Annotated in this window: 7 protein-coding genes; 1 reads left to right on the top strand and 6 read right to left on the bottom strand. The window is 58.1% G+C overall.

Annotation, left to right across the window (positions count from 1 at the left end; genetic code table 11):
• The first annotated feature begins 127 nt into the window (after nucleotides 1-127).
• Complete coding sequence (locus GC090_RS06840) at nucleotides 128-283, top strand: hypothetical protein (RefSeq protein WP_006119982.1); 156 nt, start codon at nucleotides 128-130, stop codon at nucleotides 281-283.
• A 31-nt stretch (nucleotides 284-314) separates the two neighbouring features.
• Here GC090_RS06840 and ompC read toward each other — a convergent pair whose 3' ends face one another.
• The 6 genes from ompC to GC090_RS06810 form a co-directional block, all read right to left on the bottom strand.
• The gene (gene ompC, locus GC090_RS06835; RefSeq protein WP_006119981.1) at nucleotides 315-1442 is read right to left on the bottom strand and encodes a porin OmpC; all 1128 of its coding nucleotides are present in this window, start codon (nucleotides 1440-1442) and stop codon (nucleotides 315-317) included.
• A 583-nt stretch (nucleotides 1443-2025) separates the two neighbouring features.
• Complete coding sequence (locus GC090_RS06830) at nucleotides 2026-3195, bottom strand: beta-barrel domain-containing protein (protein ID WP_033740600.1); 1170 nt, start codon at nucleotides 3193-3195, stop codon at nucleotides 2026-2028.
• Entirely contained in the window at nucleotides 3192-5330 is a 2139-nt protein-coding gene (locus tag GC090_RS06825) for a type I secretion system permease/ATPase (protein ID WP_033740601.1), read from the bottom strand. The genes GC090_RS06830 and GC090_RS06825 overlap by 4 nt, the downstream gene beginning before the upstream one ends.
• A gap of 26 nt (nucleotides 5331-5356) precedes the next feature.
• The gene (locus tag GC090_RS06820) at nucleotides 5357-6712 is read right to left on the bottom strand and encodes a TolC family outer membrane protein (RefSeq protein ID WP_110268200.1); all 1356 of its coding nucleotides are present in this window, start codon (nucleotides 6710-6712) and stop codon (nucleotides 5357-5359) included.
• A 502-nt stretch (nucleotides 6713-7214) separates the two neighbouring features.
• Nucleotides 7215-11030, bottom strand: a complete 3816-nt coding sequence (locus GC090_RS06815) for a beta strand repeat-containing protein (RefSeq protein WP_324021176.1) — start codon at nucleotides 11028-11030, stop codon at nucleotides 7215-7217.
• 1 nt (nucleotide 11031) lies between these two features.
• Nucleotides 11032-22245: an Ig-like domain-containing protein gene (locus GC090_RS06810; RefSeq protein ID WP_324021174.1), complete on the bottom strand. Its 11214-nt coding sequence runs from the start codon at nucleotides 22243-22245 to the stop codon at nucleotides 11032-11034.
• Between the last annotated feature and the right edge of the window lie 652 nt (nucleotides 22246-22897).

Below are 22897 nucleotides of genomic sequence, written 5' to 3'. Positions count from 1 at the left end.
GTCATTCTCTTCCCCTGAATCGCCGGCCATTGTAGCAAAACGGGCGAGATGTCCGTGGCTATGAGAGCGGTCGGACTGGCATGAATCCTGCACGTGTAATGCTATCTGCGTTGCCGGGAGAGAGAGGATGGAAAAGCCAGAAATCGGAATGACGGCGTTACAACGCTGGTTGAGTTACGCCGCGTTTACCTTGTCAGGTGTGGCGTTTGAAGGGGCGAGATACGGCAATGTTCTTGTGCCGTCAGACGAAAACCATCCGCCAGCCTCGGTGGGTGAGGAATAACGCAGGGAGCGCATAGCGCTCCCTGCTTTTATCAGAACTGGTAAACCAGTCCTACGCCCACCACATCGTCGGTATTGATACCGGCCGCTTTGGTAAAGTCATTATCGTCCAGCAGGTTGATTTTATAATCAACATAGGTCGACATGTTTTTGTTGAAGTAGTAAGTCGCCCCTACGTCGACGTATTTCTTCAGATTTTGTTTGCCCCAGTTCTGGACATCAGTACCGCGTGAGTTGATGTACGCCAGAGACGGACGCAGACCGAAATCAAACTGGTACTGCGCCACCAGTTCCCAGTTGTCGGCTTTATCGGCGTATCCGTAAGCGGTGTTCGCCTGGTTGCCGCTGGTGCTGTCGCCAAAGCTGATGGCGTTATAGGCGCGCGTGTACATCGCGGCCAGGTAAATATTGTTGGCGTCGTATTTCAGGCCACCGGTATAGGCTGCAGCTTTATCACCGCGTCCCAGAATGCCTGGCGCATTACCATTTTGGTTATTAGTACGATCGGACTGGAAGGTCGCGGCACCGATGCCGAAGCCCGATCCCAGATCGTACGTGGTGCTCAGGCCCCAGCCGTCGCCGTTCTCACCCAACACATCACGACCGCCTGACGTTTCAGTGGGGTTATCGTTCTTGCCTTGATACTGAACCGCAAAGTTCCAGCCATCGACCAGTCCGAAGAAGCCGTTGTTACGGTAGGTTGCCATGCCGTTACCGCGCTGGAACATAAAGTTATCCGCGCCATAGGTATCGCCACCGAATTCAGGCAGCACGTCTGTCCACGCGCCAATGTCGTAAGCGACACCGTAGTTACGGCCATAGTCGAATGAGCCCGCATCGCCGAATTTTAACCCGGCAAAGCCAACACGGGTATAGCTGTCAGCTGTTCCCTGGGCTTCTGAATTGTTGAGCGCGGCCTGGTATTCCCACTGGCCGTAGCCGCTCAGTTGATCGGTAACCTGGGTTTCACCCTTGAAGCCAAAACGCACATACGACTGATCGCCATTGCTACTGTCGTTGTCCGAGAAATAGTGCAGGCCGTCTACCTTGCCAAATAAATCTAATTTATTGCCGTCTTTATTATAGATTTCAGCCGCATTTGCCGATCCTGCCGCTGCGAGTAAAGCAGGGATCGCCAGGGAGAGAATGTGACGCTTCATTTTATTACCCTCTGTTATGTGCCTTTTATATTTGCCACTGCTGACCGATGATAAATCGGTTGAAGGCCCATTGTTATTTCAACAAGCGTAATAATCCATCGCTAAAATGATACGAAATTTCAGAAAGTGTTTCTTTAACTGTAAAATTTATTTCAGGATATGAATATTACGGAACTAATTAGCCGCACAGAGTGATAAAAAATAAAGCACAAATTGATAATCCCTTACTTAATAATAGTTATTCCTATGATTTTAGTGGGAATATTCCTAAGCACTCAATGATAAAACATCTTTCCCATAATCCCTATAATTACACCCGCTATCATCATTTATTTCTTATCTTCATTCACCCCCGAATGATTTCTTAAATGCTAATTAAGCGCCGGGCATATTGCCCGGCTTTTTTTTGCCTGCTGTTCAGTGTCTGGTCAGCTGTGCGGAAAATAGCACCGCTAAGTGCTGAATTATTCGTCACTTATGCCGCTTCGCCCTCGCCAAATTAACCCTCACCTCTTACAAAGTTTCCCCTGTATTTTATCACGGACCGAAACCAGCTAGGTTACCGGTCCGGTTCCACGCCTTATTAACGTTCACGCATCGATTCTTTAACCTTATTCAACGGCTTAAGCAAATAATCCATGACAGATTTCTGCCCTGTCTTGATCTCTACATTCGCCACCATGCCCGGCACAATGGGGAAGCGTCGTCCGGCCCGGTTTGTCAGCTCCGCTTTTTGTGTGCGGACATAAACACGGTAATAAAACTGATCGCGCTTAACCTCATCCTGCAAGGTATCTGGCGAGACCGTTTCCACCACGCCCGGCAGGTCACCGTAGATGGAAGAGTCATAGGCGGTCACTTTCACCACGGCTGGCAGGCCGGGCCGAATATAGGCGATATCACGAGGATTGATACGGGTTTCGATTAGCAGTTGATCTTCCAGCGGCACGATTTCCATCATCTTACCGCCCGGTTCGAGCACACCACCGACCGTGGTGACCTGGATATCCTTCACGATACCCCGAACGGGTGAAGTGAGCGTGGCACGCGTCAGCAGGTCTTCTTTGCCTGCGGCAACCTGCAGTTGGGCATCCAGTTCCGCATTGTTTTTTACCTGCTCTTCATGGGCACGGACCAGATAATCGTTACGTGCCTCATCAATTTTACCGCGCAGATCGCTGACCTGACGGCGCAGGCGAATGACTTCCACCTGCCCTGCGGCGCCCTTCGCCACCAGCGGTTCCGTTAAACGCAGCTCATCCTGAACCAGCCGTAAAGACTGTTGCAGGTTGCTGATCGTCTCTGTCAGGTTACGGCGACGTGATTCGTACAACTGCTTCTCACGCGCCACCAGTTGCGGCTCTTTTAGCGTCTCTGCGCTGAAGGTGAGCGGTGTACCAGACAGCTCTGCGCTCAGTCGCTCAGACGAAGCGCGCAGCGTCCTCACCCGTGCCTGCACTTCACCAAAGTTAGACTGAAAACGGGTGGGATCCAGAGTGGCCAGAATCTGGCCTTTTTCGACGATATCGCCCTCATGCACGTTAAGCTGCTTCACGATGCCGCCGTCCAGACTGTCAATTACCTGCGCACGGGTTGACGGCGTCACTTTTCCGGTGCCGACCGTGACTTCATCAAGAATGGCGAAATGCGCCCAGATCAGAAAAAGCACCAGCGCGGCGGTGCACAACCAGATGATGGTGGATGTGCGTCGCTCATGTTTGGCCAAATCTTTGTCTAACATGACGATGCTCATGCTGCACCTCCCTGACCGGCATCCACGGTCGCGCGCCGCAGGATCTGCTCTTTTGTCCCATCCGCAATGATGCGGCCGTTTTCCATCACCACGATACGATCAACCATCTTCAACAGTGCGGGACGGTGCGTGACCAGGATTAACGTTCGTCCACTGATCCAGCTCTGCATCTGGCGGATCACATGATCTTCAAGTTGCTCATCCATCGAGGCGGTGGGTTCATCCAGCAGCACAACCTGTGGCTGGCGCAGAATCATCCGGCTGAGCATAATCATCTGGCGCTGGCCGCCCGACAGCCCACGGCCACCTTCATTAATAATGCGATCCAGACTGGCCGCATCCTGCTGAACCAGCGACAACGCACCGCTGATACGCAGCGCCTGCAGCATCTCCTGTTCACTGGCGTGTGGATTCCCCAGCAGCAGATTCTGACGTAACGTGCCGAAGAACAGTCGCGAATCATGAGAAAGCCAGCCGAGCTGACGGCGGAGATCCGTGGGGTCGATTTGCGCCATATCCACGCCATCGACCAGCACTTTCCCCTGCGTGGCCTGTGCCTGACCGGCCAGAATTTTCAGCAGGGTGGATTTACCTGCACCGACCTTGCCCAGAATGGCGATTTTTTCACCGGGCCTGATGGTTAACTGCTGCACGTTGAGTACGTTCTTTTCGTTCTCTTCATCATAGGTGTAATGCACGTTGCGCAATTCATAGTGCCCGGTCAGCGTCGGACAGTGGGCCAATGTCGCGGTCTCAGGTTTATCGAGTGGTTTTTTCAGTAGCTCATCCAGCCCTTTCATTGCGGTTTTCGCATGCTGCCAGCGGGAAAAAACCATGGTGAGTTGCATCAGTGGCGCGATGGTGCGCGAGGAAAGCAAGCTACAGGCGACCAGCGTCCCGGTCGTGATTTGTGCGTCCAGCACCAGATAGACCCCAAAGACCAGCATGCCCGCATAGGTCAGCTGCTGCACGGTCGATGCCCAGCCCGTGAGTCTGGCCCCCCACAGGCGTTGCTGATTACCGATTGACGCACTGACCTCATGCGTTTGCTCCCACTGGCGTTGAAAATACGGCTCTGCCTGCAATGCCTTGATGTCTTCAATGCCTTCGATGGTCTCGACCAGCACCGCATTACGCAGTGCCCCTTCACGTAAGCCGGCTTTCGCCAGCCGGGCCATAGGAAACTGTACCAGCAGGCCTGGGATAATAATGAGGGGAATGGCGGCCAGCGGAATCAGGACCAGCCAGCCGCCAATAAACGACATAATAAACAGGAAGAGAATGACAAAAGGTAAATCTGCCGCCGCGCCGACGGTCGTGGAGGTCAGTAACTCGCGCACCTGATCGATCTCGCGCAGTTGCGAGATAAAAGAGCCGGTTGATTTAGGTCGGGATTCGTTACGAATATTCATCGCCCGGGCAAACAGCATGGCAGAGACTTTCAGGTCAATGCGTTTCCCCATCAGATCGGATACCTGCGTGCGCATCAGACGAATCAAATATTCAATGGCGGCGGCAATCAGCACGCCCACAAACAGCACCCACAACGTAGCTTCGGACTGCGCAGGAATGACCCTGTCGTAGACCTGCATGGAAAACAGAATCCCGGCCAGCGCCAGAACATTACTGATGATCGATGCCAGGGAAATCTCAGCAATACGGCGGCCCATGCCCCGAAAGTTTTTCCAGAACCAGTGCGGCTCATAGGGCTGAACAAACTCATCAATGCGGGCATCCCGCCCACGAGCGGCAACGCCAATAACGCCCACATCCCCTTGTGTACGCGAAAGCAGGCCCGCCAGCTCACCTTCGCGAATCACGTCACCGCCTTCGCTGAGCCAGTAACGTGCGCTTCCCTCCCCATCAATGCCTTCCAGCACCGCCACGCTATGGTTTTCCATAACCAGCACGACAGGCGTGATGTCCTGGCGCCAGCGCAGTTTGTTGGGGGACACCATGGTCAGGTGCAGGCCGAGCAAACCGCAAAGCCGTTCAAGTTGCTGTTCAGCAGGGAGATGTTCGAACCAGCGCATCTGCTGACGCAGCGTTTTGCCATCGGCAGGCTTGCCGAAACGCGCCGCCACACGCAACATCGCGGCAATCCAGTTTTCCGTCTTCAGGTTTTGTACACTCATTATTCACGCCTTTTAGTGCAGACTGGCTATTGCAGCGAAGGAAGAAGATCGCCACTGTTTTTCTGGCGGTCGATGCCCATGATATCGAGCAGGTTGTCAACGGCGGCCGCATAGCGGACGGTGGCATCCCAGCCGTCGTAGAGGGCGATGATGCGGGAACTGTCGGCCTGAAAGACATCCTGCTCAACGCTGAGCAGATCGTTCAGGCTACGTTTGCTGAGCCGGTATTCGTCGGCGTAAACATTGCGCGTGTGCTCCGCGCTGGCCAGTTGCACTTCCCCCGCCTGCTGGCGTTGCTGGGCGCCAATCATATCGGCGTAAGCCGTGGAGGCGCTTTGATTAATGGCCAGTTTGGCTTGCTGCACCGCCGCCTGTGCGGCCAGACGCTCACCCTCGGCGGCCTGCGTTTTGGCATTGACCAGCCCGCCCTGATAGAGCGGCGCCTCAACCTGGAGCTGCACTTCGTCGTCCCAGTATGAGCGTTGATCGTTTTCATAACGCGTCCGGCCCGCCTGCACTTTGATACTGGGCCAGTGGCCAGACTGGGCCTGCCTTACCCGCTCACGCGCGGCTTCCTGCTTAGACTGCGCGCTGCGCACCGAGGCGCTGTTTTCATAGGCAATACGATCAAGAGTGACCTGCTGCCTGAGCAGCGCCTGAGGAAGTTCAGGCAGCGTCGCCGGTACCACGCCGGTCAAGACCGTAAGCTGGGCTTTGGCCGAGCGAAGCTGTGCCAGATACTGTTCACGAGTCGCCTGCATCGCAGCAATGCGGGTTTCTGCCTGCAATACATCGGACTGAGAATTGAGACCGGCATCCGCCCGCATTTTGGCAATTTCGCGAACGTGCTCAAGCGACGCGATGTTTGTCTGGGCCGTCATGGCAAGTGACTGATAGCGTTTGACCTCAAGATAGGCCTGTAACGTATCTTTCGCGGCCTGCGTCATGGCATCGAACAGGCCAAAGCGATATGCCTCTGAAAGGGCATGCTGTTCATCGATGGCGCCGTTGGTGCGGCCAAAATCGTACAGGAGCTGACTGAGCATAATGCCGCCAGAGCCGTTGTTGTTCAGACTGCCGGAGGAATCCGTCTGATGTGAGCGCCCCGCTGCGCCCTGAAGCGATATCTGGGGATACCAGGCGCTCTGGGCCGCACTGAGATCCCCTTCCCCTACGTAAATCTGAGCGGCCGCTTCCGAAATCTTCGGATTGCGGGCAAACGCGCGCAGAATCGCCTCACGCAGGGTTAAGGTTGCCACCTGTTCTTCACTGGGCGCGGCACGCCAGTTAAATTCGGCTTCGGGTAAAGGCGCAGCCAGGGCTGCAGGGAGTACCATGCCATTCAAGGCACAACAGATCAGGACCAGACGCGCGTTCTTCATTCTTCATACCAACAGGGCTGTTTATCATCGTTAGAGGATTACCTGGTGATTTGGGGCGTAAAAAACAGCAATGCGACAGCAGAACACGCACTTTATTGTTAATTTAATTTATGTTTTTGAAAGCCTACCGCTAAGCGCGCGTTAATATTAATAGTATAAATTGGCGAGAGGTTCATGACAAAAATCGCCAGTTATCAAATATCTCGTCTGAAAGCTGTTTTTTTAGCCAAATTCAATCCCAAAAAGTCATTAGCATAAGTAAACAACCTGCCAGTTAATAAAGTTAAGGAATTACTCTATCCGTTGATGGACGAGGCGTCAGGACAGGGCGTGACGTTATATACCGCTTTATCCCGTGCCAGTCCTCCGCCTGGATGATGGATGACCGACACGCACTATCGAATGCGGCGTATTAACTGCGGTACGGTCAGTTAAAACGGATTAAAAAAGCGGGTGCTTGCGCACCCGCTGTGTTCTGCGTGTAACCATCAAACTGCACCGTTTAGACGATGGCGACCTGCAGGTTATGCTGGACCAGCACATCACCCAGCGTGTTGTCATTGGCAAGCGCCGAATTATGGTAGACCTCATAGGCCTGGCCATTCAGCATACGCTCACCACTGATTTCCCAAACGCCACCATCGCTATTGACCAGCGTGACCTGACTGCCGTCTGCGCCTTTAATCATCAAATCATCGCTCTGGTTGTCTGTAAGCGTAAGCGCCTCATTCAGATCAAGTTTGACCGAATTGGTGCCACTTTTACCCAGATCGAGAATTTCAATGTTTTCGACTTTCAGGCCAAGCGCAGTCAGATCCAGCGTGATGTGATCACCGCCCAGCACCAGGGTATCGGTACCGGCACCGCCATCAATATGGCTGAAATTCAGATCGTTGACGGTCACGGTATCGGCACCACTGCTGCCGCTTACCGTCGCCCCTTCAATCTGTCTGCCATCTTCCAGCGTAATCACCACCCCACCAATACTGTAAGCCTCCTCCGTTATGGGGGTTTCAGGCACGACAACGGCTTGCTCCGCGACATTCACCGACTCGGTACTGCTGGTCGGCACCACCGTATCGGCTTCCGTGGTCAGTGTAGAGACGGCATGGAGCGCCGGTGCTGTTTCCTCGCCAGACTGACTGTGATGCTGCGTTTCCAGACTGGCCGCCGTAACACTTTCGTCCGACACCGCGAAGGTGGCAAACGACTCCGCCGACAGCGTGGTCGTGGCAGGCAACAATGACCCCAGCAACAGCGTGTTTGTGGTGGTAAAGCTGTTACCGGCCACATCCGTAATGGTCACTTTCGCCAGCGTATTCACTGACAGCAAGAGTCCCCCTACAGAAAGCAGTGACGAGGCAAAATTAGCCGAGTAACGTCCCAGAGCATCGGTAGTCGTATTGATGGTTGGCCCGTTGCTGCCGTTCGCCAGCAGTAGCGTCACGCTGACTCTGGAACCCTGGGCTGCGTTCAGCGATCCGCCCTGCACCGTCAAACCCGTCAACAGTGCGGTCACGACGCTGAGCACCGGATCCACCCCGACGACAGGCTGGTTGTGCGACAACGCGGTAAAGGCACTGGTCGTCGTGGTGCTGTTACCGCCGATATCCGTGACGGTGACCGCGACCGAATGGCTGCCGTCCGAAATGCCTTTCAGTGTGGCTGACGGTACGCTAACGCTCCAGGTGCCGTTTGCGCCTACAGTGGTGGTCAGAATATTACCTGCCACGTTAACGGTCACGCGCCCGCCGACAGCATTACTGCTGGTGCCGCTGATGGTTTCAGCGATATTGGATTCAGAGATGTTCAGATAACCATCACCGCCAAAGTAGCTGTTCACCCCAACGGTCGGCGTACTGCGGCTGGCGACGCCCAGCGAAGCAGACGCGCTGCCGCTGTTGCCGATACCATTGGTGACGCTGGCGGTAACGGTATAGAGTCCGTCCGCAATCGCCGCCAGGTTTGTTGCGGAGATCGGCAGGCTCCAGGTCCCGTTACTGTTTACCGACGTGGTAAAGGTCTGGGTACCGATGGTGACCTGCACCAGCGATCCTTCCGCGTTAGTGGCCGTCCCGCTAATCGTCTGCGTGGTTTTCACATCTGCGACGCTCAGCGCGTTGTCACCAAACAGGGAGGTAATGGTTAACGCCGGCGCACTGTTACTGATGACGCTCAGGTTGCCCGAACCGGACACGGTATTACCGTTAAGGTCGGTCCCTGTCACGGCAACAGTTTTCGCACCATCGCTGATGCTCAGCAGATCGGCCTTCGGTACGCTGATCGTCCACCCACCGCCGCTCACCACTTTGGTGGAGTAGGTCACGCCGTTTAACGTGGCGCTGACGGTTGCGCCCGCTGACAGTGACGACGACCCACTGATGGTCTGATTAGTTGAAAGGTCTGCGGCGCTCAGGACACCGTCGCCAAACACCGTATTGACCGTCAGAGTTGGCTGCGTCACGGCCAGCTGCACGCCTGCGCTGGTGGAGGTGGTGTTACCGACCGCATCCGTTACCGATGCACTGACCGTAAAGTTGCCGCCAAGCAATGTCGAAAGAACTGCCGGGCTTAACGAAGCAGAGAACGTGCCGTCCGCATTCACCACCGCCGTCGCCGTGGTGTTGCCAATCGCCAGGCGCACGGTGCTGCCCGCCGCCACGCCGGTTGCGGTCCCCGTAATGGTCTGCGTCACGAGCGACTCGGCAATATTAAGCACACCGTCGCCAAACAGCGGGTTCAGCGTCACTTTCGGCAGATTGTTAATGCCTACGGTCGCCGTGGCCGAGCTGCTGCTGGTATTGCCTGCGGCATCGGTGACGCTGACGTCTACAGTGAGCGTGCCGTCGGACAAGCCTTTCAGCAAAGTCGGCGTTAAGCCGAGGCTGAAGTTGCCGCTGGCATCGGTGACGGTCACGAGCTGCTGGCCCACAATCGTCACAACCACGCGAGATCCGGCTTCCGCCCCGGTTACCGCGCCGCTAATCGTCTGCCCCTCCAGGGCATCAGCTACATTCAGCAACGTATCCCCAAACAGCGGATTGAGGGTGATGGTTGGTACCACGGTATCGACGCGAATGCCCGCGCTGGTCGAGGCCGTATTCCCGGCAGCATCGGTAACCGTTGCCCCGATGGTGAGGTTGCCCTGCGCCAGCGTGCCGAGGATATCTGGCGTCACCGTTGCGGAGAAGGTGCCGTTCGCTCCCACCACTGCGTTAATCTGCGAGGCGCCTACCGTAAGCGTGACTGTCGAACCTGCTGCGACGTTGTTGACCACGCCGCTGAGCGTCTGACTGGTCGCAATGTCGGCCAGGTTAAGCACACCATCACCGAACAGTGAGGTCAGACTGATAGTCGGCGTCTGGGTGAAAATGCCAATGGTGGTACTGTTGCTGGCCACGTTGCCGACAGCATCAATCACGCTGACGCCCAGTGTCTGGTTACCCGCCGTCAGCGCCGTCAGGTCGGCAGCAGGCAGCGTCAGACTCCAGCTTCCATTGGTGCCCACTGCGGTGGTGTAGGTGCGGGTGCCTAACGTCACCGTCACCTGCGATCCCGCCGCCGCATTTTCGATCGTACCGCCAATCTGTTGGTTGACGGCCGCTTCGGCAATATTCAGCAAGTTGTCGCCACCAAACAGGCCGGTCAGGGTTCCCACAACGGGTACGGCATCGACAATGGCCGTCACGGTTTCCCCCACGGTACGGACGTTGCCCGCAGCATCTGTCAGGGTGACGTCCAGCGCCAGCTGACCATCACTGATCAAACCCAGTACATTTGGTGGAACCACAATGGCCCATTTGCCATCCTGTCCGACCGCGCTGGTCAGCGTTGTGCCACCAATCGTGACCGCGACGGTCGCGCCCACGCCGGCCGATGTGGCCGTGCCGGTAATGGTCTGTGCAATCGTGGTATCGATCGCACTGAGTGTGCCGTCACCAAACACAGAGTCGACCACCAGATTTAACGCCGCGTTCACCACCTTGTTGACGGTGATCGTCGCATCGGTTTGGTTGCCTGCAACATCGCTGACGCGAAGACCAAAGACCAGCGGACCATCGTTAAGGCTGGCCAGCACGTCAGGCGTTAAGTCAATGCTCCAGGCACCGTCAGCACCGATAACCGCCGTAGCGATCGGCGCACCATCACCCACGAACAGGGAAATGGTTTGGCCCTCTTCTGCGCCCGTTGTGCGACCGGTCAGGACCTGACTGGTTGTGATATCGGCTGCATTAATCAGGTTGTCGCCCAGGAAGGCGTCAGTCTGAATCAATGGTGCGGTCGTATCTACAGTCACGGTGCGGTCGACGGAAGTCACGTTACCCGCAGCATCGCTGAGCTGGGCATTGATGACCGTTTGACCCTCGGCGAGTGCCCTGCATATCACTGGCCGGTACGCTGGTTGACCAGGTGCCGTCAGTCTGCACGACGGCGGTGTAGGTTTTGCCGTTGAGCGTCACCGTTACTGCGCGGCCCGCCTCACTGGTGTCCGAGGTACCGCTAATGGTCTGGCGTACCTGAGTTTCGCCGTCGTTAATGACATTGTCACCCGCAAAGTCATTGATAGTGAGTGACGGCGGTGTCAGATCCAACTGCACGGTGCCAGTGGCCGTGACGGTTTCCGAACCATTGGTCGCGTTGACCGTAATGGTGACCGGCCCGTCGGTGGTGCCGAAATCGGCGACGGACAGCGCTCCCGTCGTCCAGTTGCCGTTCGCATCCAGCGTGGTGGCGTAAGGGATCCCGTTGATGACAATGCTGACCTCGCCGGTAGCACCCAGGTTTTGCGATGTTCCGCTCAGCACGACACCATTTGCCTGATCGACCGTACTGATGATGTTGTCACCCGATACGGTGCCCAGCGTGACCAGCGGTCCCGGCGGTGGCGTCAGATCAACCGGAACTGACAGTTCCTGCGTCACCGGGTTACCGGCCTGATCGCTGACGGTCAGCGTCAGTGTGGTAGTCGGCTGCGTAAAGTCACGCATTTGTTCAGGCGTCAGTGTGAGGCTCCAGCTTCCGTCTGCCCCAACGATGCCCGTGCCCAGCACCGTACCCGCAAGGGAAACGGTCAACGAAGTCCCGATTTCAGCCCCTGTTACTACGCCACTCAGCACCTGCGGCTGAACACTTTCGGCGTAATCCAGTCCGTCATCCCCTGCAAAGGCCACCGTGGTGATCACAGGTGCGGTAGTATCAATGGTCAGCGTCTCTGTAAGGGTGGCACTGTTGCCAGCCGCATCCGTCGCGACCACAGAAAGACTGTAATTTCCGTCGGTATAAGCTTGCAGATCGGCTGTGCTCAGGGCTAATGTCCAGCTGCCATCTGCCTGTACCACCGCATCGAAGCTTGTCCCTCCTAAGGTGACCACAACCGTCTGCCCTTCACCGGGTTCCCCTGTGCTACCGGTCAGGGTGACGCCATTCGCGACATCCGCTGAATTAATAAAACCGTCACGTGCGAGCGGGGCCACGGTTGGCACCGGTGTCGTCAGATCGGCCGTGAAGTTAAACTGGGCAGTACCCGGGTTGCCGGTAGCATCAACGACGTTAACGGTGACGGTATACGGACCGCTCCCTAACGAATTTAACGCATTCGGCGGAATCGTCACGCTCCAGTTGCCATCGTTATCGACCGTACCGGGATAGCTGATGCCGTCCAGATTCACGATAATGCTGACGGCCTGATTTGCGCCGCTGCTGCCCGTCGTTCCCGTCAGCGTGACGCCAGCGGCGGCCTCACTGATGCTCAGCACATTGTCGCCACCAAACTGCGTGGCCGCAAAAGTCGGCACGGGCGCCGTCACCGCGGTCACCACGTTTAATGTGGTGTTGTCAGTGTTCCCCGCACTATCGGCTGCACTCACCGTAATGACATGGCTGCCGTTAGGAATTTGCGCCATCTGATCCGGGGTCAGCGTGAGCGACCAGCTTCCGTCATTCTGCACGACCGCATTCAGCGGTTCGTCATTGTTGAAGCCGCTGATCACCACCGTGACGGTTTGCCCCGCGCCACTGATGCCGGTGGTACCGGTCAGGGTCTGGTCCTGTGTCGCCTCAGTGGCATTCAGCGCACCATCGCCAAACGGCAGATTGAGACTCACATTCGGCAGCGTTTGCACAGCGACAATGATGTTGTCAACGGTGCTGGCCGTATTGCCATTCACGTCGGTGACGGTGATCGTCACCGGCCAGGTCCCATCCGGCAGCGTTTGCAGGACGCTCGCGGGCAGATCCAGTGACCAGGTGCCGTCGCCGTTAATGGCAGCCGCATAGAGCGTCCCGTTGACCGTAACGGTCACGGCGGCGGCGTTATCATTATTCAGATCGCCACTCAGGCTACCGCCAGCCTGCGCCTCGGCCGCGTTAATGCGTCCATCGCCAAACGGCGTATCAAGCGTAGGCGCGGCAATCGGTGCGGTTGCCGTCGTGAAATCCTGTGTGGTCGTCACCGAGGTATTGCCTGCCCGATCGGTCGTCACGATACTCAGGGTATGGCTGCCATCGGCCAGCCCCGCCATGACTTCCGGCGTCAGGCTGGCTGTCCAGTTACCCTGGGCGTCAACGGATACCGTCAGCGGTGTGCCGTCCACAGTCACGTTCACGGTTTGCCCGTCGCTCAGTGGTGTGGTGCCGTTAATCAGCTGTACTGACGCAGCTTCACTGGCATTGATGACGTTGTCGCCAAACAGCGTTTCCGCAACCGTTGGCGTCGCTGGTGGCGTCAGTAAGATCTCAACGCCGACGGATGCTTCTGCCGGATTGCCCGCCACATCACTGGCCGTCACCTGCACCTGCGTCACGCCATCGGGTAAACCGCTGAGCGCGTCCGGTGCCAGATTGAGCGTCCAGATACCGTTGGCAGCGACCGTCGTGGTAAAGGGTTGATCCCCAATTGTGACGGTGATTTCGCTGCCTTCGGCCAGATTGGTGGCTGTGCCCGTCAGCGTCAACGCACCCGCAGCCTCTGCCTGACTCAGCAGGCCATCGCCAAACGGGACGTCCAGCGTCAGGACAGGTACGTTTCTGATCGCCACATCCAGCGTCGTGCTGCTGTCGGTCGCGACGTTACCGCTGGTGTCCGTTGCCGTCACGGTGACAGTCTGAACACCATCAGTCAGCGCTTGCAGATCCGCTGCCGGGATGGCCAGCGTCCAGGCACCGTTTCCGTCGGCCAGGGCGGTGTAACTGATTTGATTTAGCGTCACGCTAATCTGTGCGCCAGGCGCACTGTTACCGGTGACCGTCAGATCCTGGAGCGATTCGGCCTGATTCAGCGACGTGCCGGCGCTCAGGGTAATATCGACCAGCGATGGCAGGGTCGTTTCGATGGCGACATTATGGCTGGCCTCCGCAGGATTGCCCGCAGCATCATTCGCCGTCACCACAAAGGCCTGTTCTGTCCCGGACGGCAGATCAGCAAGGGCATCGGCGGGCACGGTTACGCGCCAGTTGCCGTTGGCATCAATGGTGGTCGGGTACGCAATACCGTTAACGGTCAGCGTAACAGGCGTCCCTTCTGCCAGTAGCCTGCTGCTGCCCGTCACCTCCAGCGCCGTTCCGGCTTCGGTTGCGTTGATGATGTCGTCCGCTGCCACTACATCTACGCTAAGCGTTGGCTGCGCCGCCTCGCTGGCGATGACAGTGAGGCTGGCAGTGCTGCTGGCAGGATTGCCCGCCGTATCGCTCGCCACCACCACCACAGACAACGCACCATCTGGCAGCGCGCCAGCATCACCCGCAGGAACGGTCACGTTCCAACTGCCGTCTGCCTGTACGGCACCGGTGTAGCTCTGACCGTTCAGGGTGACAGTCACAACCTGCCCCGCCGTCAGGTTCGTGCTGCCACCGCTGATGGTGAAATCGGCAGCGGCTTCTGCCCGGTTCAGCAAGTTATCGCCGCTGACGGTATCGACTGTCAGCACGGGCAATGACGCGCTGTCGGCGACGCGGGTCAGATTTTGCGTCAGCGTGGTCTGGTTACCCGCCGCATCTGTCAGGGTAATATCCAACGCATACGTGCCATCCGGTAAGCCCTGCATGACGCTGGCAGGAATATTGACCTGCCAGCTTCCATCCTGAAGCACCAGCGTCTGATAAGTCTGGCCTTGTAAGGTCACGGTAACCGTTTGCCCTTCATCAGCCAGCGATGCCGTGCCGGAAACCGGAATGGTCTGCAGCACCTCCACTGCATTGATTTGATTATCTCCGGTAACCGGCGTCAGAGTCAGTTCAGGCGGTGTGAAATCCACGGTGATGTTACTGTCCAGGCTGCCCGTGTTACCCGCCGCGTCAGTCACATTGACGACAATGGGATTGACGCCTTCTGTCAGTGCCTGAAGGACATCACTACCCAGAGTCAGAGACCAGTTACCCTGTGCATCCACTGTCGCGCTGTAATCATTTCCCCCCACGGTCACCGTGACGGTCTGACCTGCGCCAGAAGCGCCGGTGGTGCCGCTGAGTGTCTGGTCAGTCGTGGACTCGATCTGGTTCAGATAGCCGTCTGTGAAAGGTGTAACGATACTGATCGGCAGACTGTTCGTTGATACGGTAATCTCGCGGGTTTCTGTCACGCTGTTTCCGGCCAGATCGCTGACGGTCACGGCCAGTGCATAGCTGCCTGCGGGAATACCTTCCAGTGCGCCAGCGGGCAATGTAAAGCTCCAGTTGCCTTCGGCGTCAACTGCCGTGGTCCATACCTGATTGTTTAAGGTGATCGTTACCGCCTGACCTTCCCCGGCATCACTGCTGCCGCTGAGCACAATCGGTCCGGTGCTCTCGGTCGGGTCGACAACATCATCGCCTGTCACCGGATCCAGCGTCAGCCCAGGCGGGGTGAGATCCACCTCGACAGTGCCCGCAACGGAACGGCTGTTACCGGCCGCATCCGTGACCGTCACCGTATAGCCGGTGCTGCCCTCAGTCAGAGCGGTAAGCGCATCAGCAGGCAGCGTAACGCGCCAGTTGCCGTTTGCGTCCACGGTTCCGCTGTAGATATTACCGTTAAAGGTGACGTTAACGGTTTGCCCAACGCCACTCACGCCAGTTGTGCCGTTCAGCGCCTGCGCACTGGTGACATCGTCTGCATTAATCACGCCGCCATCAAAAGCATTAATAACGACAGGGTTGGGTACATTGTTAATGGCCACGTTCAGCGTACCTGAGCTGCTGAGTACGGCCCCCGTGGTATCCGTAGCTGATACGGTCAACGTGGTCGGCCCATCCGTCAGGCTTGCCAGATCGGCAGGTGGGATCACAATGTTCCAGGTTCCGGTGGCTGAAACCGTGCCGGTATACGTGACGCCATTGAACACCAGCGTAACCGTGCTGTCGGGCGCGACATTGACCGTGGTTCCGCTAACAATCAGCGGGTCGGTTGCCTCACCGGCATTCAGATAGTTATCGTCGCTCAGGGGAGCCAGCGCGATGCCTGAGGCATTGCTGTTGAGCGTCAGATCCAGACTGCCAGTGGCGGTATTGCCTGCGGCATCACTGACGGCCACGGTGTAACTGGCGCTGCCGTCAGCCAGCGAAGCGAGGACCTCTGCCGGAACAGTCAGTTGCCAGGTGCCATCCCCCAATACTGTGCCGCTGAAAACATCGCTGCCTACAGTGAGGGTGACGGTCTGACCCTGCTCGACATTCGTGGTGGTGCCGGACAGCACCTGACTGACCTGACGCTCTGCGCCATCGACGACATTATCGCCTGCGAAGGGATTCAGGGTTAACGTTGGCAGCGAAGCCGCATCCGCTTTTACCGTCAGGTTACTGGTATTGGTAGAGACGTTACCGGCACTGTCTGTCGCCGTCACCGTTAAGGTATAGCTACCGTCAGACAATCCACTCAACGCAGCATCCGGTACATTCAGCGTCCAGGTGCCATCTGTATTAGCCGTTGTTGTGACGGTTGTACCATTAAACGAGGCGACGATGGTCGCACCGTTTTCACTGGTGCCGGTCAGCACAAGAGGCTGCTGAATTTCCGTGGCGTTGAGTACGCCATCGCCAGAAGGCGTGGCAACCTGCAGCACCGGCGGCACGGTATCCACCGTGACGGAGCCAGAGGCCGTACTGGTGTTGCCGGCAATATCGGTGAGCGTGACGGTATAAGGTACCGTTCCCTGATCCAGCGCAGCGAGGATGCCTGACGGAATGCTCACCTGCCAGTTACCTGCACCATCTACCGTGCCGTTGTAGTCAACCCCATTGAAGTTGACGACGACGCCTTGCCCGGCACCGGACACACCGCTGTTGCCCGTAATCGTGCCGTTGGCCGTGGCTTCAGCGCCATTCAGCACGCCATCACCAAAGGCGACGCCAGCCGTTGCGATCGGCAGATCGGTAGCAAAGACGTTAATATTCGTTGTATTGGTGGCAAGCGTGTTACCACCGGCATCGGTGATAGTGGTAATGACCGGCAGAGCACCGTTTGGCAGTTCAGCCAGCGAACCGGCAGGCAGCGTCACCGTCCAGTTGCCCTGCGCATCGACCGTGCCGGTATAGCTGGTGCCATTAACACTAACGGTCACCTGACTGCCCGCAGGAATGTTGATTGTGGTGCCACTCAACACGACATCGCTGGCCACATCCTCAACATTGAGGTAGTTATTTGTCCCTACAGGCGACAGCGCAACGCTGCTGCCCGTATTGTCCACCGTAAAGGCCAGCTCGGCACTGCTGGTGTTCCCGACGGCGTTTACGACCTCAACGGTCAGCGTCTGCGCACCATTCGGCAAGCCGGACAATGCGGTGGACGGCAGCGTGATTTGCCAGTTACCGTTGGGCTCTACTGTCCCCGTGTAGGTCACGCCATTCAGGGTAACGCTAACCTGTTGTCCCGCCTCAACATTGGTTGTGGTGCCGGTAAGGGTTTGTGGCTGCTGCTGTTCGGCACCATCCAGAATGCCATCGCCAGCAAAACTACCCGAATTAACCGTAATCGTAGGCTGGACTTCTGGTGCCGTCGCGACATTCAGATCGCTGGTGAACGTCGTCTGGCTGCCATTGGCATTCGTCACCGTGACCGTAAACGGATTGCTGCCTGACGGTAATGCAGCGAGATCAGACTGGTCAACTCTCAAAGACCAGCGGCCATTGGAGGCCACCAGCGTCCGGTAAAATCTGCCGTTGAGCGAGAGTGTGACCTGATCGCCATTCTGGCCGGTACCATTCAGGATCAGTGGCTGTGTCAGATCGCTGACGCTTAGCGTGTTATCGCCGCCCACGGGATCAACGCCCAGCACAGGTGACTGGGTATCCACCGTGAGGTTATTTGTCTGGGTAACCACGTTGCCAGCCTGATCAACCACACTGACAACCAGTGGGTTATTCCCCTGCGGTAAGGCAGACAGATCGGTGGCAGGAATCGTCGTACTCCAGCTGCCGTCCGTATTAACCGGAACGTTGTAGGTGTTGCCGCCGAGTTGAATCTGTACCTGTTGTCCGTCACCGGTAATGCCGGTATTCCCGCTCAGTACCTGATCGCTGGCGGCGTCCAGATTATTAAGGACACCATCGCTGATCGCGCCGCTGTCGAGGTTAACAGCAGGCAATGTTGTGGCCTGCAGGATCACGTCAGCTGTGCCGGTCACGAGGTTACCGTTAGCATCCACGGTGCTGACGGTAATCGATTTCAGCCCGTCTGCCACGCCGTCAAAAGCGGCTGCAGGCATCGTGACCGACCATAATCCGTCACCATCTACGGTACCGTTGTAATTGACACCGTTAAAGTTAACCGCAATCTGCTGACCCGGTGTCCCACCAAGGAACGCACCCTTAACGATAACGCCCTGGCTGGCCTCCAGCGCATTAATAAAACCATCTCCGCCCAGCGGTTGGGTAATCGTCAGCGATCCCGGTGTCCCCGCTGCGGGTTCAACGATAATGTCCTGGTTGCCCGTCGCGATGTCTCCGGCATTGTTAGCCACGCTGACGGCAATCGTCGTTGTGCCCGCCGCTAATGCGCCCAGCGCTGCCGACGGCACCGTCACGCTCCAGCCGCCGTCCTGGCCCACCGTGGTGGTATAGGTCTGCCCGCCCAGGGTCACGGTCACGGTCTGGCCCGGCTCCACATTGACGGTGGTGCCGGACAGAATCTGATCCGTTGCTTTTTCTGCATTATCCAGCACGTTGTCTCCGGCGAAAGGATCGACGGTCAACGTCGGATCGCCGGGCTGTGTTGCCGGTGCCTCCACAGTGATGGTTTCGGCAGTCGTGGCCGCGGTGCCCGCCGCGTTGCTCACCGTCGCCTCGATGGTCGTTGTGCCCGCCGCCAGCGCCTGCAGCGCCGCCGCCGGCACCGTCACGCTCCAGCTGCCGTCCTGGCCCACCGTGGCGGTGTAGGTCTGCCCGCCCAGCGTCACGGTCACGGTCTGGCCCGATTCCACGTTGCTGGTAACGCCTGAAATGAGCTGATCCGTCGTTTTTTCGTCGTTATCCAGTACGTTGTCCCCGGCAAACGGCGCAAGAGCTACCGTCGGATCGCCGGGCTGTGTTGCCGGTGCCTCCACGGTGATGGTTTCGGCAGTCGTGGCCGCGGTGCCCGCCGCGTTGCTCACCGTCGCCTCGATGGTCGTTGTGCCCGCCGCCAGCGCCTGCAGCGCCGCCGCCGGCACCGTCACGCTCCAGCTGCCGTCCTGACCCACCGTGGCGGTGTAGGTCTGCCCGCCCAGCGTCACGGCCACGGTCTGGCCCGGCTCCACGTTGCTGGTAACGCCTGAAATGAGCTGATCCGACGTTTTTTCGTCGTTATCCAGTACGTTGTCCCCGGCAAAGGGCGCAAGAGCCACCGTCGGATCGCCGGGCTGTGTTGCCGGTGCCTCCACAGTGATGGTTTCGGCAGTCGTGGCCGCGGTGCCCGCCGCGTTGCTCACCGTCGCCTCAATGGTCGTTGTGCCCGCCGCCAGCGCCTGCAGCGCCGCCGCCGGCACCGTCACGCTCCAGCTGCCGTCCTGGCCCACCGTGGCGGTGTAGGTCTGCCCGCCCAGCGTCACGGTCACGGTCTGGCCCGGCTCCACGTTGCTGGTAACGCCTGAAATGAGCTGATCCGACGTTTTTTCGTCGTTATCCAGTACGTTGTCCCCGGCAAACGGCGCAAGAGCCACCGTCGGATCGCCGGGCTGTGTTGCCGGTACCTCCACGGTGATGGCCTGGGTCTGGGTAACTGCGGTGCCCGCCGCGTTGCTCACCGTCGCCTCAATGGTCGTTGTGCCCGCCGCCAGCGCCTGCAGCGCCGCCGCCGGCACCGTCACGCTCCAGCTGCCGTCCTGGCCCACCGTGGCGGTGTAGGTCTGCCCGCCCAGCGTCACGGTCACGGTCTGGCCCGGCTCCACGTTGGCGGTGATGCCCGAAACGGTCTGATCCGTGGCCTTCTCCGCGTTGTCCAGAATGTTGTCCCCGGCAAAGGGCGCGAGGGTCACCGTCGGATCGCCCGGCGAGGTCACCGGCGCCTCCACGGTGATGGTTTCGGTAGTCGTGGCTGCGGTGCCCGCCGCGTTGCTCACCGTTGCCTCAATGGTCGTTGTGCCCGCCGCCAGCGCCTGCAGCGCCGCCGCCGGCACCGTCACGCTCCAGCTGCCGTCCTGGCCCACCGTGGCGGTGTAGGTCTGCCCGCCCAGCGTCACGGTCACGGTCTGGCCCGGCTCCACGTTGCTGGTAACGCCTGAAATGAGCTGATCCGACGTTTTTTCGTCGTTATCCAGTACGTTGTCCCCGGCAAACGGCGCAAGAGCCACCGTCGGATCGCCGGGCTGTGTTGCCGGTGCCTCCACGGTGATGGTTTCGGCAGTCGTGGCCGCGGTGCCCGCCGCGTTGCTCACCGTCGCCTCGATGGTTGCCGTGCCCGCCGCCAGCGCCTGCAGCGCCGCCGCCGGCACCGTCACGCTCCAGCCGCCGTCCTGACCCACCGTGGCGGTGTAGGTCTGCCCGCCCAGCGTCACGGTCACGGTCTGGCCCGGCTCCACGTTGCTGGTAACGCCTGAAATGAGCTGATCCGACGTTTTTTCGTCGTTATCCAGCACGTTGTCCCCGGCAAACGGCGCAAGAGCCACCGTCGGATCGCCCGGCGAGGTCACCGGCGCCTCCACGGTGATGGCCTGGGTCTGGGTGGCCGCGGTGCCCGCCGCGTTGCTCACCGTCGCCTCAATGGTCGTTGTGCCCGCCGCCAGCGCCTGCAGCGCCGCCGCCGGCACCGTCACGCTCCAGCTGCCGTCTGTTCCTACCGTGGCGGTGTAGGTCTGTCCGCCCAGGGTCACGGTCACGGTCTGGCCCGGCTCCACGTTGGCGGTGATGCCCGAAACGGTCTGATCCGTGGCCTTCTCCGCGTTGTCCAGAATGTTGTCCCCGGCAAACGGCGCAAGAGCCACCGTCGGATCGCCCGGCGAGGTCACCGGCGCCTCCACGGTGATGGCCTGGGTCTGGGTGGCTGCGGTGCCCGCCGCGTTGCTCACCGTCGCCTCAATGGTCGTTGTGCCTGCCGCCAGCGCCTGCAGCGCCGCCGCCGGCACCGTCACGCTCCAGCTGCCGTCCTGGCCCACCGTGGCGGTGTAGGTCTGTCCGCCCAGGGTCACGGTCACGGTCTGGCCCGGCTCGACGTTGGCGGTGATGCCCGAAACGGTCTGATCCGTGGCCTTCTCCGCGTTGTCCAGAATGTTGTCCCCGGCAAAGGGCGCGAGGGTCACCGTCGGATCGCCCGGTGAGGTCACCGGCGCCTCCACGGTGATGGTTTCGGCAGTCGTGGCCGCGGTGCCCGCCGCGTTGCTCACCGTGACCGCGATGGTCGCCGTGCCCGCCGCCAGCGCCTGCAGCGCCGCCGCCGGCACCGTCACGCTCCAGCTGCCGTCTGTTCCTACCGTGGTGGTGTAGGTCTGTCCGCCCAGCGTCACGGTGACGGTCTGGCCTGCCTCCACATTGGTTGTGGTGCCCGAAAGCGTTTGATCTGACGCCTTCTCGGTGTTGTCCAGCACGTTATCCCCGGCGAAAGGGTTGACGGTGAGCGTTGGCGCACCGGGCGTTCCCGGTGCGGCCGGGTTGTCACCACCACCACCTCCTCCTCCGCCCCGACTGGTACCCAGTGCAACGCCCGCCAGACCAAGCAGGCCCACACCGCTGGCGGTCATTAGTCCGGTAGAAATATTGCTGTTATCAGCCAGGAGAAGGGGATCGACACTGTCGAGAGATTCATAGGTGGGCGTCATGGTTGTGGCGGCGTAATCTGTTGCGTCAACCGCCGTGGGGAAAAGCGCATGCTCTGGGGGATTCACACCATCGTCAAACACCAGTTCACTGTGATCGCCGGCAGCATCATCCAGAAAGAAGTTTTTATAGCGAACCGTGCTGCCGTCACGCATCTGAACGATAAGGTCATCACCCTGCCGTTGAAATTGCGTCACCACTTCACGTGTGCCGTTAATACGGACAACGCTGGGTTCACTGAGGGTAATCGTTTGTGCTGAGACGCCATCGACCTGTGAAATGAGCGTACCATTTGCACGGGAAATGATATCCACCCGAGTTTGAGTGATTTCTGCCATCTTGACCTTACTCCACCAGAGAAGCTAATTAACTGAAATGAAAACCATAAAAATAATTTATGGGTAACTTTTCCACGTTTTACTTGCTGCGAATCTGAAAACGTTTCAACCTGGCGCGACAATAGGTAAAAAAATCAAGAGCGATGGCAAAAAATCTAAGCGAAGCGTAATAATTGTTTAAATTTTAATTAATCCGAACTTACTTTTGGCAACATCATGAAAATAATATTCATCACAGTCAGGGCAAAAATCAATCGTAATATGCAGTTTTATTTATGATTTAACCAAGATAACATTAGCCAAATTTTGGTTTTGTCAGTAAAAAAGTGGCAAAAATGTGCCGCGCATCGCTTTCAGATGTTGCTAAATGTTTCTAAAAAATGCGCAAAGTTACGGATTAACCTGTTTTTTTTAGGCCTTGACAGGCTGAAGGCATACTCAAATTTAACTAAGCAATACACGTAGCGAAAATGTGACCACGGTCATACAACGTCGCGGCAGGAGGGAAAGTAAGCCAGGAAAGTTCTGGAAAAATCATTGGCACCGCTAAAAGTCGGTACACTGGCGCTGCGCGAAAATCATCTACGTAAAATGATGAACTGTTAAGCCTGTGTTCTCACAGCGTTTTGCAGCAATTTGATGCTACACTTTT

The sequence above is a fragment of the Pantoea sp. JZ29 genome, from assembly GCF_035190385.1.
GTDB classification, from domain to species: Bacteria; Pseudomonadota; Gammaproteobacteria; order Enterobacterales; family Enterobacteriaceae; genus Pantoea; species Pantoea stewartii.
This window is presented reverse-complemented; position numbering and strand designations above follow the sequence as displayed.

Bases quoted from the DNA above. Each gene is read 5' to 3' on its own strand.
- GC090_RS06830 (WP_033740600.1), bottom strand. From the start codon at position 3,195: ATGAGCATCGTCATGTTAGACAAAGATTTGGCCAAACATGAGCGACGC.
- GC090_RS06820 (WP_110268200.1), bottom strand. From the start codon at position 6,712: ATGAAGAACGCGCGTCTGGTCCTGATCTGTTGTGCCTTGAATGGCATG.
- ompC (WP_006119981.1), bottom strand. From the start codon at position 1,442: ATGAAGCGTCACATTCTCTCCCTGGCGATCCCTGCTTTACTCGCAGCG.
- GC090_RS06810 (WP_324021174.1), bottom strand. From the start codon at position 22,245: ATGGCAGAAATCACTCAAACTCGGGTGGATATCATTTCCCGTGCAAAT.
- GC090_RS06840 (WP_006119982.1), top strand. From the start codon at position 128: ATGGAAAAGCCAGAAATCGGAATGACGGCGTTACAACGCTGGTTGAGT.
- GC090_RS06825 (WP_033740601.1), bottom strand. From the start codon at position 5,330: ATGAGTGTACAAAACCTGAAGACGGAAAACTGGATTGCCGCGATGTTG.